14 protein-coding genes are annotated in these 12,761 nt (G+C 68.0%); 6 read left to right on the forward strand and 8 right to left on the reverse strand.

The window, feature by feature from the left end:
- The first annotated feature begins 14 nt into the window (after nucleotides 1–14).
- Together WU80_RS21715 and WU80_RS21720 are read left to right on the forward strand one after the other, a co-directional pair.
- A complete protein-coding gene (locus tag WU80_RS21715; RefSeq protein ID WP_055405841.1) occupies nucleotides 15–701 on the forward strand; it encodes a GntR family transcriptional regulator in 687 nt (228 codons plus the stop codon).
- 67 nt (nucleotides 702–768) lie between these two features.
- On the forward strand, nucleotides 769–1,131 hold the full coding sequence (locus tag WU80_RS21720) for a hypothetical protein (RefSeq protein WP_055405207.1): 363 nt from the start codon (nucleotides 769–771) through the stop codon (nucleotides 1,129–1,131).
- A gap of 16 nt (nucleotides 1,132–1,147) precedes the next feature.
- On the opposite strand, the gene WU80_RS21725 is transcribed toward WU80_RS21720, so the two are convergent.
- Entirely contained in the window at nucleotides 1,148–2,092 is a 945-nt protein-coding gene (locus tag WU80_RS21725) for a GlxA family transcriptional regulator (protein ID WP_055405209.1), read from the reverse strand.
- A gap of 75 nt (nucleotides 2,093–2,167) precedes the next feature.
- Between WU80_RS21725 and WU80_RS21730 the strand changes: the two genes are divergently transcribed.
- A complete protein-coding gene (locus WU80_RS21730; protein ID WP_055405206.1) occupies nucleotides 2,168–2,824 on the forward strand; it encodes a DJ-1/PfpI family protein in 657 nt (218 codons plus the stop codon).
- 1 nt (nucleotide 2,825) lies between these two features.
- On the forward strand, nucleotides 2,826–3,134 hold the full coding sequence (locus WU80_RS21735) for a hypothetical protein (RefSeq protein WP_055405205.1): 309 nt from the start codon (nucleotides 2,826–2,828) through the stop codon (nucleotides 3,132–3,134).
- Between the two features lie 13 nt (nucleotides 3,135–3,147).
- Here WU80_RS21735 and WU80_RS21740 read toward each other — a convergent pair whose 3' ends face one another.
- From WU80_RS21740 to WU80_RS21765, 6 genes are read right to left on the reverse strand one after another with little or no spacing between them, the layout of a single operon-like run.
- Nucleotides 3,148–4,671 (reverse strand): class I adenylate-forming enzyme family protein, encoded by a 1,524-nt coding sequence (locus WU80_RS21740; RefSeq protein ID WP_055405204.1) that lies wholly within the window; start codon nucleotides 4,669–4,671, stop codon nucleotides 3,148–3,150.
- Nucleotides 4,664–6,247, reverse strand: coding sequence for a class I adenylate-forming enzyme family protein (locus WU80_RS21745; RefSeq protein ID WP_055405203.1), 1,584 nt, complete (start codon nucleotides 6,245–6,247; stop codon nucleotides 4,664–4,666). The genes WU80_RS21740 and WU80_RS21745 overlap by 8 nt, the downstream gene beginning before the upstream one ends.
- A complete protein-coding gene (locus tag WU80_RS21750; RefSeq protein ID WP_055405202.1) occupies nucleotides 6,237–7,703 on the reverse strand; it encodes a class I adenylate-forming enzyme family protein in 1,467 nt (488 codons plus the stop codon). The genes WU80_RS21745 and WU80_RS21750 overlap by 11 nt, the downstream gene beginning before the upstream one ends.
- Complete coding sequence (locus WU80_RS21755; protein WP_055405201.1) at nucleotides 7,703–8,488, reverse strand: enoyl-CoA hydratase/isomerase family protein; 786 nt, start codon at nucleotides 8,486–8,488, stop codon at nucleotides 7,703–7,705. Before WU80_RS21755 ends, WU80_RS21750 begins: the two co-directional genes overlap by 1 nt.
- Nucleotides 8,485–9,297, reverse strand: a complete 813-nt coding sequence (locus WU80_RS21760) for an enoyl-CoA hydratase/isomerase family protein (protein ID WP_055405200.1) — start codon at nucleotides 9,295–9,297, stop codon at nucleotides 8,485–8,487. The genes WU80_RS21755 and WU80_RS21760 overlap by 4 nt, the downstream gene beginning before the upstream one ends.
- Before the next feature lie 9 nt (nucleotides 9,298–9,306).
- On the reverse strand, nucleotides 9,307–10,119 hold the full coding sequence (locus tag WU80_RS21765; protein WP_055405199.1) for an enoyl-CoA hydratase/isomerase family protein: 813 nt from the start codon (nucleotides 10,117–10,119) through the stop codon (nucleotides 9,307–9,309).
- Between the two features lie 131 nt (nucleotides 10,120–10,250).
- On the opposite strand from WU80_RS21765, the gene WU80_RS21770 reads away from it, so the two are divergent.
- Nucleotides 10,251–10,958, forward strand: a complete 708-nt coding sequence (locus tag WU80_RS21770; RefSeq protein ID WP_055405198.1) for a hypothetical protein — start codon at nucleotides 10,251–10,253, stop codon at nucleotides 10,956–10,958.
- Nucleotides 10,955–11,851 carry an enoyl-CoA hydratase/isomerase family protein gene (locus tag WU80_RS21775; RefSeq protein WP_055405197.1) on the forward strand — a complete coding sequence of 299 codons (897 nt, stop codon included), beginning with the start codon at nucleotides 10,955–10,957 and terminating at the stop codon, nucleotides 11,849–11,851. The genes WU80_RS21770 and WU80_RS21775 overlap by 4 nt, the downstream gene beginning before the upstream one ends.
- A gap of 19 nt (nucleotides 11,852–11,870) precedes the next feature.
- Here WU80_RS21775 and WU80_RS21780 read toward each other — a convergent pair whose 3' ends face one another.
- Nucleotides 11,871–12,680 carry a TetR/AcrR family transcriptional regulator gene (locus tag WU80_RS21780; protein ID WP_055405196.1) on the reverse strand — a complete coding sequence of 270 codons (810 nt, stop codon included), beginning with the start codon at nucleotides 12,678–12,680 and terminating at the stop codon, nucleotides 11,871–11,873.
- Nucleotides 12,681–12,761: the final 81 nt, after the last annotated feature.

Consider the following 12,761-nt stretch of genomic DNA (forward strand, 5'->3'; position numbering starts at 1 on the left):
CGGCAGCGTCAGATGTGTATAAGAGACAGGTTCCGGATTTCGCCGCGCGACCGCAACTTTCCGATGACGTCGCGCGCCTCATCCGCCGTCGGATCTTCGACGGCACCTACCTCGCGGGGTCCTACGTCCGGCTGGACCAGTTGGCCGCCGAGTTGGGAATCAGCGTCACGCCGGTGCGGGAAGCGCTGTTCGCCCTGCGCGCGGAAGGTCTGATCGCCCAGCAACCCCGGCGGGGTTTCATGGTGTTGCCGGTGACCGGCCGCGACGTCACCGATGTCGCCAACGTGCAGGCCCATGTCGGTGGCGAACTCGCGGCGCGGGCCGCGATCAACATCACCGACGACCAACTGCGCGAGCTCAAGCAGATCCAGGCGGAACTCGAAGACGCGTACGCGGGTGACGACGAGGAGCGGACGGTGCGCCTGAACCACCAATTCCACCGCGCCATCAACGTTGCCGCGGACTCGCCGAAACTCGCCCAGCTGATGCTGCAAATCACCCGCTACGCACCGGAATCGGTGTTCCCGGCCATCGAGGGCTGGCCGGAGCAGTCGATGCGGGATCACCGCCGCATCCTGTCGGCGCTGAAGAAGCGCGACGAGGGGCTCGCGCGCGCGGCCATGTCGCAACATCTCGCCGCGGGCGCCGTGCCGTTGATCGATCACCTCACCGCGCGAGGCGTGGTCGTCGACGGTGGCTGATGGTTGTTACCCCGCGCGCCTCGGCATAGGCTGCGTGACAGGGGGCAACAACATAAAGCGAGGAAAAGTGCCCCGAACGGTTACCGCATCGGCCCTGTTCGTTTCGGTGGTGACGGCCGTCGCCCTGGCACCGCCGGCGCTGGCCGACCCGCTCGACCCGATCCCCGGCAACGGTGTCTTCATCGTGGGCCCGGACATCGCGCCGGGCCTCTACCACACCGGCGGTTCCGGGTCGGCCTTCGGTGTTTGGATCAACGACGTGCCGACCCAGGGTTCGATGTGCTCCTGGTTCACCTACAGCACGCCCGACGCGAACAAGGACCATGTGCTGCAGACGAATACGTCGATCGGTCCGATGTACGCGAACATCAACACCTCGGTCAAGGCCTTCGAGTCCCAGAACTGCCAGCCGTGGACCCGGGTGCCCTAGGGCTGGTCGGCGCCGGTCAGGAGTGCTGGTCGCGAAAAGCGTTGCGGTAGCTCTGCGGCGCCACTCCAACCAGTCGGCGGAACTGCTCGCGAAAATTCGTGGCTGACGCGAATCCGACCAGCCGCGAGATGGTTTCGACACCGGCGGAGCTCGTCTCCAGCAACTCCTCCGCGTGCCGGATCCGAATGCCGTTCAGCCACTGCATCGGTGTTTGGCCCGTCTCGCTCTTGAACCGCCGATTCAGGGTTCGTTCGCTGGTGGCGGCCTGACGGGCGATTTCACCGAGGGTCAACGGGAGGTGCGCGTTGCTTTCCAGCCAGACCAGCAAGCCGTCGAGTTCGGTGAGCGACTTTCCGCGATTGCGGATGACGAATTGGGCTTGATCACCGGTGCGGTGCAGGGGCGTGACCGCTAACCGGGCGGCGTCGGCGGCCACCGCGGAGCCGTAATCGCGCGCGACCATGTAGAGGCACAAGTCGAGACCCGCGGAAGCCCCGGCCGAGGTGAGTACCTGGCCCTCGTCCACGTACAACGCGGCGGCATCGAGCCTGACGTTGGGATAGCGGGCCGAGAACGAGTCGGCGGCGGCCCAGTGGGTGGTCGCGCGTTTGTCGTCCAGGATGCCCGCCGCGGCGACGGTGAAGGTGCCGCTGCAGATGGAGGCGATGCGGATTCCCTTGCGGTGCGCCGACTTCAGCGCCGCCACGACGTCCTCGCGCACCCCCACCGTGACGTCGTTGCGTCCGGGCACCACGATGGTGTCCGCACCGTCGAGTTCTTCCAGGCCGTGATCGGTGGCGACCCGGATCGGTCCGGCCGGCACGACGGGCTCGCAGCCGCACACGCGCACGCGATAGCCGGGCGCACCGGTCGCGAGGGCGACCCGCCCGAAAACCTCGATCGCAATGGCGAGGTCGAACGCGATGACGTCCGGCTCGGCCAGAATCGCGACGGAATGCATGGCTTGGCAATATACCGGTGCATAGTGGCAATCCAGCCACTGGTGCGGCCGGCGCAAGGCGGTGACCATGACGGGATGCATGCGCAAGTCGTGTTGTACGACGGATTTGACCCGCTCGACGTGATCGCCCCGTTCGAAGTGCTGGCGGCGGGCAGCGACTGCGTGGGCGGCGACCTGACGGTGACGTTGGTGTCGGCGGAGGGGCCGCGCAGCGTCACCAGTGGCACACGTGGTTTGGCGCTCAGCGCCGGTGCCGCGCTCGATCCGTCCGTGCCCGGCTGCGTGATGGTTCCGGGCGCCAGCGGTCCGATAGCCGGCGACCCGGACGATGGCGTCGAGACCATCCCGGTGCTGTTGGCCCGGGCGGCGCAGACGGAGCTGGCCCCGTTGTTGCGGAAGGCCTTTGACAATCCGGAGATCACGGTGGCCGGGGTTTGTGGCGGATCGGTGGTGATGGCCATGTCGGGCCTGATCGAGGGGCGCCACGCGGTGACCCATCACTTGGGGCTGGAGCTGTTAGAGGCGGCCGGCGTGCATGCGGTGGCCGCCCGGGTCGTTGACGACGGGGACGTGGTCACCGCCGGCGGGGTGACCTCGGGGCTCGATCTGGCGCTGTACCTGCTGGATCGGTGGTACGGGCCACGGGTCGCGCACGCCGTCGAGAAGCTGTTCGAGTACGAGCGTCGGGGCACCGTCTGGCGTCCGGCGGGACGAGAACCGATGGAGGCATAGGTTGGGCATCGAGGGTGAGTGGGACGTGACGATCAAGACGCCGATCGGCACGCTCGCGGTGCGGTACGTGTTCACCGAACTGGGTGACGGGCTGGTGGGTACGGCTACCTACAAGAACGAATCAGTTCCGTTGCGGGACTTGATGTCCAGTGCGGTCGCGGGAGGTACCCGGCTGACCTGGCGGCAATCGGTGACCAAGCCCATGCGGCTCAATCTGGACTTCGACGTCGTGGTCGACGGGGAGTCCATGAGTGGACATTCGCGCGCCGGTCGGCTTCCGCGGTCGCCGGTCTCCGGCGTCCGGCACTGACGGTCGCCAACGGTCACCCCGCCGACGCCAGCATCTCGCGCAGCCGGCCGGTGTCGACCTTACCGGTCCCGCCGCGCGGGACGTCGTCGTCCGACCCCAACAGCAACCACACCGTCGGTACCTTGAAGGCGCTCAGCAGCTTTCGCGCGCTCCGGCTCAGCTCATCGGTGGACACCGCGCCGTCGCACAACACGGCCGCGCCCACCCGTTGGCCCGCCGGCCCGGGGACGTTGGTGACAACGGCGCCGCGGACGCCGTCGATGGTGCGCAGCGCGCGTTCTACCTCGCCGGGATATACGGTGGCGCCGCTGACCTTGAACATGTCGTCGCAGCGTCCGTGGTAGAACAGGAACCCCTGCTCGTCGAGCCGGCCCAGGTCGCCGGTGGCGTAAAACCCGTCGGCGGTGAACAACTCCTCTCGGCTGCGACCGCAGATGCCGCGCAGCGTGTGCGGGCCCCGAATCTGGATCACGCCGACGGTGCCGGCCGCGGCGGGCTCGCCGGTGTCGGCGTCGACGATGCGAACCTCCATGCCGCCGAACGGCTTTCCGCAACTGCCCCACGCCGCCGGTGGCAGGTCGGTGTCGGCGGGGTAGCCGCAGTATGGGCCGAACGCCTCGGTCATGCCGAACAGCGCGGCCCGGGCGCCGGGTTGGGCACGCCGCTCGGGCGGCAGCAGGGCCTGCAGGCTGCCCGCGCCCAGGGCCGACAGGTCGGCGCCGACCGCGGCGGCGTGCCGCGCCAGGGTCTCGGCCTGATCGGGCCAGCCGCGAAACAGCGTCACCCGCTCGGCCTCCAGCAGCCGCAGCGTGGTCTCCGGCCGCGGTATCTCCTCGGTCACCAGGGTGGCGCCGGCCAGCAGCGTCGACAGCACTCCGCTGCCGAATCCGCCGACCCAGAAGAAGGGCATCGGCAGATACAGCCGGGTGTCGGCGGTGATGCAGCGCGTGGCCAGGCCCGAGTTCACGGCGCCCAGCGCGCTGCCGTGCGAATGCATGACCCCCTTGGGCGCCCCGCTGCTGCCGGAGGTGAACGTGATGACCAGCAGGTCGGCGGGCGCGACCGTCTGCGTCATGGCGTCCACGAGTCCACGGGCCCGATCGCCGGCGGTGGTGCCGGCGAGCCGGGCGGCCGTCCAGACCCCGCGCAGGGCCGGCAGCCGGCTGCGCGGTGGGAGGTCGTCGAGGTAACGATGACCGCGGAATTCCTCGACGCTGATCAGGATTTGCACCGCCGCGGCACGCAGCTGCGCGGTCAGTTCGGTCGCCGTCAGCAGGGTGCTCAGCGGGACCAGCACGCCCCCGATCCGGGTCACCGCGAGTGCCACCTCGACCCAGCGGGTGCCGTTGGGCATGATCAGCCCGACCCGGGTGCCCTTGCCGACGCCGGTCTCGACGAAGACCGCGGCGAGATGCCTTGTGGTCGCCTCGAGTTGGCGGTAGCTGATGCGCGACCCCGGGTCGATCACCATCGGCTTGTCGCCGTAAAGCTCGGCGCGAGAACGCACCAGCTCGTCGATGGTTGTTTTATCAGGCATCGAGGAGCTTCCTCAACTGTGCCCGGTCGACCTTGCCGCTGGAGAGCAGCGGCAGCTGCGAGCGCGACACGGCGAGCAACCGCCGGGGAATCTTGTATGCCGACAGTTCCGTCTTGAGCCGGTCGCGCAGGGCGGCACCGTCGAACGTGGCGCCGTCGGGCACCACCACGACCGCCGCGACCAATTCTCCCCGTTGGGCGTCGGGCACGCCGGTGACGTGCGCGGCCAGCCCGCCGGTGACCTTGGTGATGGCCCGTTCGACCTCTTCCGCCGAGACGTTGGCGCCCGCGGTCTTGATCATCGTGCTGAGGCGGCCGACGTAGTAGAAGAATCCCTCGGCGTCGCACCGCACCAAATCGCCGGTGTGGAACCAGCCGTCGGCGTCGAAGCACTCCTCGCGACTGCGCCGGTAGTACCGCTGCATCACGTACGGTCCGCGGATGCACAGTTCACCGACTCCCGAGGGATCCGGGTCCAGGATCATGGTCTCGAAGCCGGGCGCCGGCTTGCCGAACGACCCGCGCCTGCGCTCGGGTTGATCGGTGTCGTCGTCGCTGATCAGCACGACGCTGCCGGCTTCGGTCATCCCGAGCATGTTGTGCCGCAGTTCCGGATCCGCCGGTCGAACGTCGGGCGCCATGATCGGGTACAGGTTGCCCCGCCGTGATGACAGGTCACGACGGCCGAAACTCGGATGATCGGCCAGGTGAGCGATCGTGGCGCTGAAACCATTGGTCAGGGTGGGTCTTTCGGCCTCCAGCAGGTCGAGCGTCGCGCCGGGATCGTCGGCATTCGAGCACACCAGCGTCGACCCGGCGACCAACGTCGCGAGCAGCCCGAACGCGAATCCGCCGATCCAGAAGAACGGCGAATTGCAGAACAGCTTGTCGTCGGCGGTCAATCCGCGGATCTCGTTGAGGTTCCGCTGATGCGCAAGCAGCGCGGCGTGCGTGTGCACCACCCCCTTGGGGGCGCTGGTGGAGCCCGAGGTGTACACGATGGCCAGCGGATCGCAGCCGTGGACATCGTCTTGCGTCGCCGCCAGCAACTCGGGGCTCACAGTGCCGGCCAGACGATAGAACCGGTCGATGTCGCGGACGCGACGCACCGCGTCGGGTCGGTGGTCGATGCCCACCTGCCGCAGTTGCGGTGCGGCCACGCAGAACAAGGGCAGGTCGGACTCGAACTCTGGATCCGAAAGCAGCTCTTCGAGTCGTTGCGCATAGTCGTGGCGGCGGAAAGACGCCGCCGCTAACAGGATTTCGGCGTCGCTGTCGAGCAGCTGCTCGTGCAACTCGCGTGCGGTGACGAACGTCGAGAACGGGACCACCACGGCTCCGATCCGCGCCGCCGCCAGCATCGCGACGACGAAGCCCACGCCATTGGGATAGAGCAGGCCCACATGGGTGCCCTTGCCCGCGCCGGCCGCGATCAGTCCGCGGGCCAGCTCCGCCGACCGCTCCTCGGCTTCCCGGTAACCGATCCGGTCGCCGTCGCAGACGAGCAGTGGGCGGTCTCCGCGCGAGCGGGCCTGGTATGCCAGGACCTCGGCGACGGTCGGGGCGTCACCGCGCATGGTCGGTGTGGGCGGCGGGCGCGCTGAAGAAGCGCTGGACCGCGCCCAGATCGGGTTTGCCCGACGGGGTCCGCGGGATGGCGTCGACGATCGCGATCTCGGTGGGAACCTCGTAGCGCGCCAACTTGTTTCGGAGATATTGCGCCAGCGCTTCGGGTTCGACGGACGTGGGTTCGCGCAATTCCACCATGGCGACCGGCGTCGCGCCCAGGCGCTGATCGGGGCGGCCGATCACCGCCGCGCCGGCGACCGCGGGGTGGCTCTCCAGGGCGGTGCGCACGTCGTCGGGCATCACCTTGAACCCCCCGCGGATGATCGCCTGATCGGCCCGGCCGACGATCCAGACGAAGCCGTCCGCGTCGATGCGGGCCATGTCCGTGGTTCGCATCCACGGCGCCGACGGGCCAAGCTGGCCCGGCTTGACTTCGAGCAGGCCGACCTGGTCGGCGCCGAGCGGCGTGCCGTCGTCCCCGACGACTCTGAGCTGCGACCCGGGGTTTGCACGGCCGACGCTACCCCGTTTGGCGGTCCAATGCCGTTGGTAATCGGGCAGGGTCCAACCCGCCACGCCGCCACCGAATTCCGTTGCGGCATAGGAGGTCAGGACCGGGATGCCGTACTTGTCGGTGAAGGCATCCGCGTCGTCGGCCGTCAGCGGGGCCGTGCCGCAGGTGACGGCCCGGATGCTCGCGAGATCGGCCCTCGGCACGTCGGAGTGCAGCACCGTTCGCAGCGCCGCGGGTACCAGCGATACGGTCCGCGGCCGGTGCCTGCGCACCGCGTCGGCCCACGCGTGCAGCTCGAATCGTTCCAGCAGCACAAAGGGCCTGGCCTCGGCGACGCACTGCAGCACGCGGAACACGCCGCCGATGTGCACCAGCGGTGAGTGGACGATCGCCACACCCCGCCGTAGCTCTTTGGGCGCCGGGGCGCTGCCGGGGTCGGCGCCCATCACGCTGCGGGCCAGCATGTCGTAGCCGATGTCGATGCGTTTGGGCGGGCCCGTCGTACCGCTGGTCAGCATCCGGACCGCGACGTCGGCCCGGGCGATGGGACCCCCGCCATGGCGCACGGGCCCACCCTCCAGGCAAGCCGGGATCGCCAGCGTCCGGATACCCGGCGGGACCTGCGCGGCCAAGTCGCCGGCCTCGCCGATGATCAACGGCAACTCCAGCGGGGCGATGTCGGCGCGCGTGCGCTCGTCCCCGCGCGAGGGGTTGATGGTGACGACCGTTCCGCCGCCCAGGAGCACCCCGAGGAAGGCCGCCACGTGGCCGGGCCGGTTGCGCAGCAGCATCCCGACCCCCGGGCCCGGGCCGGCCTGCGACGCGATGCACCGCGCCGCATCGCCCACCTGCCGCCACGAGTGCCATTGGCCCGCAAACTCAATCGCGTGCGCGTCCGGCTGCAGGTCGAGAACGTCGGCGATGCGCTGACTGAGGGGGTGACGCACCATCAGCGGATCTTCGGTTCGCCCGCACCGGCCTCGCCCCGCTGGGCGGCGAGTTCGGCTGTACCGAGCGGATTGCCCAGCCGGGTATAGATCAGGCCCTGCTCCATGGCCGCGCGGTAAGGCTTGTCGAGCGACTCCCAGATCGCCTTGACCGTGCCCTGAGTCGCGGTCGGTGGCTTCGCGGCGATGGTCGCGGCGATCTCGTGCGCGCGGTCCCAGAGCCGGTCGGCGGCGACCACCTCCGATACCAATCCGATTCGCAACGCGGTGTCGGCGCTGACCCGTTCGTCGTTGCCCATCAGTGCTATGCGCAAGGTCTCGCCCAGGCCGATGCGCCGCATCAGGCCGATCGGCTCCAACGCACAGACCAGGCCGGCCGACACGTGCGAGTCGAAAAAGGTGGCGCCCTCCGAGCAGATGACGATGTCGGATTCGTTGATGAAGTAAAAGGCGCCCGCGGTGCAGATGCCCTGGACGGCGCACACGACCGGCTTCCACATCTTTTGCCACTTCGGGCTGAGGGCCTCGCCGGGATCCTCGTGGTTCCAGACGTTTTCGGGCTGCCCGTACGGTGTTTTGATGTCCAGCCCGGCGCTGAACGCGCGGTCACCCGCCGCCCGCAGCACCACGGCGTTCACCGACTCGTCGAGCTTGACCGCGCGCCAGGCGCGGGCCATCTCCTCACACATGGTGCGGTTGAACGCGTTCAACTGGTCGGGCCGGTTCAGCGTGATGGTCGCCACCCGGTCGGCCGCGTCGATTTCGAGCAGGATCGTCTCGAACGTCATCGACACTGCCAATCCGGCGCCCGCTTCTCGACGAAGGCTTTGGGGCCCTCGAGCGCGTCCTCGGTCCGCAGTACGCGCTCGCGGAACGCTTCGGCGAGCATCTCGGCTTCGTGCAGCGGCAGATCGAGGCCCTTGAGGATCGCCAGCCGGGTCCCGCGCACGGCCAGCGGCGCGTTGGAATTGACGATCCCGGCGAGTTCGTGGGCGCGTTCGAGAAGCCGTTCGTGCTCGACGATTTCGCTGATCAATCCCAACTCGAAGGCCCGCTGGACGCCCATCCGCTCGTGCTTGCCCAGCAACGCCATTCGCAAGGCGACCGAACGGGGGAGCACCCGGGCCAGTCGCACCAGCTCGCGCCCGGCCACCAGGCCGATGCTGACGTGGGGATCGAAGAACGTGGCGCGGTCGGACGCGATGACGATGTCCGACGTGGTCACCCAGTCGAGGCCCGCACCGCAGCACAACCCGTTGACGGCGGTCAGCACCGGTTTGGCCATCTGGCGGAATGGCGGTGTGCCCTCCTGGGGGGCCTCCCATTGCTCGTACGTCGACAGGTACGGCCGCTCGTAGATGACCTTGCCGTCGCCGGGTATGGCCTTGACGTCGGCCCCGGTGCAGAAGGCGCGACCGGTGCCGGTGACGACGAGTACCCATACCTTGTCGTCGTTTTCGGCCTCGTCGTAGGCGGCCCGCAGTTCGGTGATCATGTGCGGGCTGAGCGCGTTGAGGGCATCCGGACGGTTCAGCGTGATGGTGGCGGTATGCCCGTCGACCTCGTAATTGATGGTGTCGAACGAGTCAGTAGGCATCCTGCTCCCTCATCGGCCGTGAAACTTCGGTGGTCGCCGCTCCCGAAAGGCCGCCAGGCCCTCTTTGAAATCGGCTGTCCGGCAGGACAGTTCGAGGTTGAACAGTTCCTGGGTCATGGATTGGGTCAGGGTCGCGTGCTGACCGAACCCGAGCGCCTGCTTGGCCAGCCCGATCGCGGTCGTCGGCCCCGCGGCCAGCCGCTCCAGCAACTTCTCGGCGGTGTCATCGAGTTCGGCGGGGCTCACCGCTTGGTGAATCAATCCCCAATCGGCCGCGTCCACCCCGCTGACCTGCTCGCCCAGCAGCAGCATGCGCCTGGCCCGCGCCAGGCCCACCAGCCGGGGCAGCAGCCAGGTGGCGCCCGAATCGGGGCTGAATCCGCGGTCCACGAAAGGTTCCCAGAACACCGCGTCGGCCGCGGCGACGGTGAAGTCGGCGGCCAGCGCGAGATTGCAGCCGAACCCCGCCGCCCAGCCTCGCACGCTGCAAAGCACCGGCAGTTGGATGCTCGTCACGAGCTCGATGACGCGGTGAGCTTGGTGGGGGATGCGCCGCACCAGATCCCCGGTGCGCGGGCGTTGCCGGTCGTTGCCGGCGACCCAGTCCACCCCGGCGCAGAAGTCCTCACCGCCCCGGATGTGAACGGCGCGCAGCGCATCGTCGGTGGCGGCATCGGTCAGTGCCCCCACCAAGGCTTCGATCATGTTCTGGGTCAACGAGTTACGCCGGGACGGGCGATCGAGCGTCACCCGCAACACCGCATCCTCCCGGCGCACTGTCACCGAGCCGTCGGCACCGGCCGCCTCGGCCTCCTGACTCACCGTCGAATCCGGCCTTTCTGCCGATACGGTTACCCATACAGTAGGCAATACGATTGATACGCTGTATAAGTTAGCAGGGTACGCTGCCGCCGGAAATAGCCGGGCCGGAACCCGAGCGAAAAGAGAGAAGCATGGCCTTGCAGGAGGGGCGAACCGACGGGCAGGTCGCGCCCGAATCGACCCGCGCAGGCGACGCCCGATTCGGCGAGCAGCCCCTTGCCCAGACCGTGGCCGCCGCCGGCGCCATGCGGCGCCTGACCGCACTGCTGCTTTCGCTCGAACACCCGCACCCGACGGTGGATGCCATGGTGACGAAGTTCGCCGAGTGGGAGCGCGAGCTGAGCGCCGCGGCGCCGGCCGACAACGCGCCGCGCATAGGTGACGTCCCCGACGATCCCCGACGTGTCTACCTCAACCATGCGACCGACATCGGCGCCTACAACCCCTGTTTTCCGGAGTATCGGTTCGACCACCTCGACGCCGAAAAGGCGGCCGGGCGAGTGAATTTCCCGCTGGCCTACGAGGGTCCCCCGGGATTGGTGCACGGCGGCTTCCTGGGTGTCTTCTTCGATTGCGCCATCCAACACCACAATTGCGTCACGGGTCTTTCGGGCAAGACGCGCTCGCTGGTCGTGACATTCCACCGGCCGACGCCGGTGTTGACCGAGCTGCGGTTCGACATCGCCCGCTCGCACATCGAACGCGGCATCGCCTCGACGGCACGGCTGCTGCTGGACGACGAAGTGCTCTGCACCGGCGAGGTGAACACGTTGGCATCACGGCCGGAGAAGCTGACCGGATTTCGATTCGGCAGGCGGCGAAAGGAGTCCGATAGATGACTGCCCCGAGCCCCTCGGACGATCGCGTGCTGTTCGAAGTCGACCGCGATCGCCGGATCGCGACGATCACGCTGAACAATCCGGCGCAGCGCAACTCCTACGACGCCGCGATGCGCGAGGCGGTGGCCCGCTGCCTGGACCGGGTGGCCGAAGACGATGACCTGACGGTGGTGTTGTTGCGCGGCGCCGGTGGCGTCTTCTCCACCGGGGCCGACATGAACAACGCATATGGCTGGTATGGCAAGCCGGAACAACCGAGCGATGACTCGTCGGCAAAGCGCCGCCCCAGTCAGCGTCGGCGCCTCACGGTGGACCGCAAGTCATTTGGCTTCTATCACAACTTCATGGGGTTCCCCAAGGTCACCGTGGGGGAGATCGCCGGCTACGCGCTCGGCGGCGGCTTCGAGATGGCGCTGATGACGGACATCTCGGTGATAGCGCGCGACACGAAGATCGGCATGCCGGCGACCCGGTTCCTCGGCCCCGCGCTGGGGAGCCTGCACATGTTCTTCTACCGGCTGGGGCCGGTGCTGGCCCGGCGCCTGCTGCTGACCGGCGACGTGATCGAGGCCGGCGAGCTCGAGCATCTCGGAATCTTCACCGACACATGCGATTCCGCCGCCGTCCCGGCGCGGGCGCGGTACTGGGCAGAGAAGGCGGCGAAGATGCCCGCCGACGGGGTGGTCATCGCCAAGGAGGCATTCCGGCTCGTCGAACAGAGTCAGGCGTACCAGGGTGAGGAAGTCGCCAGCTATCTGTTTCACGCCTTCGGCACCAATCTGCAATTCGGGCCGGGCGAGTTCAACTTCGTCAAAACCCGCGCACAGCACGGAACCAAGGAGGCGTTCCGGCTTCGAGATGAGCACTTCGATGTGCCGGAACCCGAAGCGTGATAAGCGGATTCGCCGGCGGCTAGCGCGCCGGGGCCTTGGTGCGCCCCCGCGACCCGGGTGACTTGGCGGCCTTGCGCTGGCGGGACGGCGTCGCCTTGCCGGCTTTCGCTCCCTTGCCCTCTTCGATCAGCCGGCTGGCGTGGTCGAGGATGCAGCCCAGGCCGTACTCGAAATTGGTCTCGTCGGGGGCGCCGATCCGGTGACCGATCCGGCTGATCTGAGCCAGCAGCGGAGTGTTCTCGGGATCGATGGCGACGGCGTCCTCGATGGCACGCTGGCCGACATCGGTCGATTGGTTCTTCTCGTACAACCGCTGCAACACCACCGACCCGCGGACGTGCACCGAAACGGCCGAATACGTGTCGAAGGCGTCCTCCGGCGACAGGCCGGCCTCGACCAGATTGGCGATCGCCTTCTCCATCTCCTGGGCACCCAGCCGCGCGGCTTTCGGGCTGAGCGCCGCGCGAATCAGGATCAAATCACACAGAATTGGGTTGCCCATGAACGTCTTGCGCATCAAGCGCGCGTGGTTGCGCAACGTCTCCCGCCAGTCACTGGCTTCGACGTAGGGGGTCGCGAACACATACTTGCTCAACGCCCGATCGGTCATCGCGTTGAGCAGGTCGTCCTTCTTGCGGAAGTACCAGTAGATACTGGTGACGCCGACGCCCAGGTGTTTGCCCAGCAGCGGCATGCTCAAGTTGTCAATCGACACTTGTTCCGCGAGTTCGAATGCGCCACTGATGATGTCATCAGGATTGATGGAGCCGCGTTCGCGTCGTTGACGCTTATCGGCGGTAGCTTGCTTCGCCACTACGGGCACCTCCATCACGATGTATCCTGTGCATGCGGTCGGCGAGCCCTGCCGACTCACCTGCGCATACGTAGGCCTGTCTCTTATACACATCTG

The organism is Mycobacterium sp. UM_11 (genome assembly GCF_001414075.1).
Lineage (GTDB): Bacteria > Actinomycetota > Actinomycetes > Mycobacteriales > Mycobacteriaceae > Mycobacterium.

Coding starts and splice junctions, on each gene's coding strand:
- WU80_RS21730 (WP_055405206.1), top strand. CDS start 2,168: ATGCATGCGCAAGTCGTGTTGTACGACGGATTTGACCCGCTCGACGTG.
- WU80_RS21725 (WP_055405209.1), bottom strand. CDS start 2,092: ATGCATTCCGTCGCGATTCTGGCCGAGCCGGACGTCATCGCGTTCGAC.
- WU80_RS21780 (WP_055405196.1), bottom strand. CDS start 12,680: ATGGAGGTGCCCGTAGTGGCGAAGCAAGCTACCGCCGATAAGCGTCAA.
- WU80_RS21775 (WP_055405197.1), top strand. CDS start 10,955: ATGACTGCCCCGAGCCCCTCGGACGATCGCGTGCTGTTCGAAGTCGAC.
- WU80_RS21750 (WP_055405202.1), bottom strand. CDS start 7,703: ATGGTGCGTCACCCCCTCAGTCAGCGCATCGCCGACGTTCTCGACCTG.
- WU80_RS21755 (WP_055405201.1), bottom strand. CDS start 8,488: ATGACGTTCGAGACGATCCTGCTCGAAATCGACGCGGCCGACCGGGTG.
- WU80_RS21745 (WP_055405203.1), bottom strand. CDS start 6,247: ATGCGCGGTGACGCCCCGACCGTCGCCGAGGTCCTGGCATACCAGGCC.
- WU80_RS21760 (WP_055405200.1), bottom strand. CDS start 9,297: ATGCCTACTGACTCGTTCGACACCATCAATTACGAGGTCGACGGGCAT.
- WU80_RS21770 (WP_055405198.1), top strand. CDS start 10,251: ATGGCCTTGCAGGAGGGGCGAACCGACGGGCAGGTCGCGCCCGAATCG.
- WU80_RS21740 (WP_055405204.1), bottom strand. CDS start 4,671: ATGCCTGATAAAACAACCATCGACGAGCTGGTGCGTTCTCGCGCCGAG.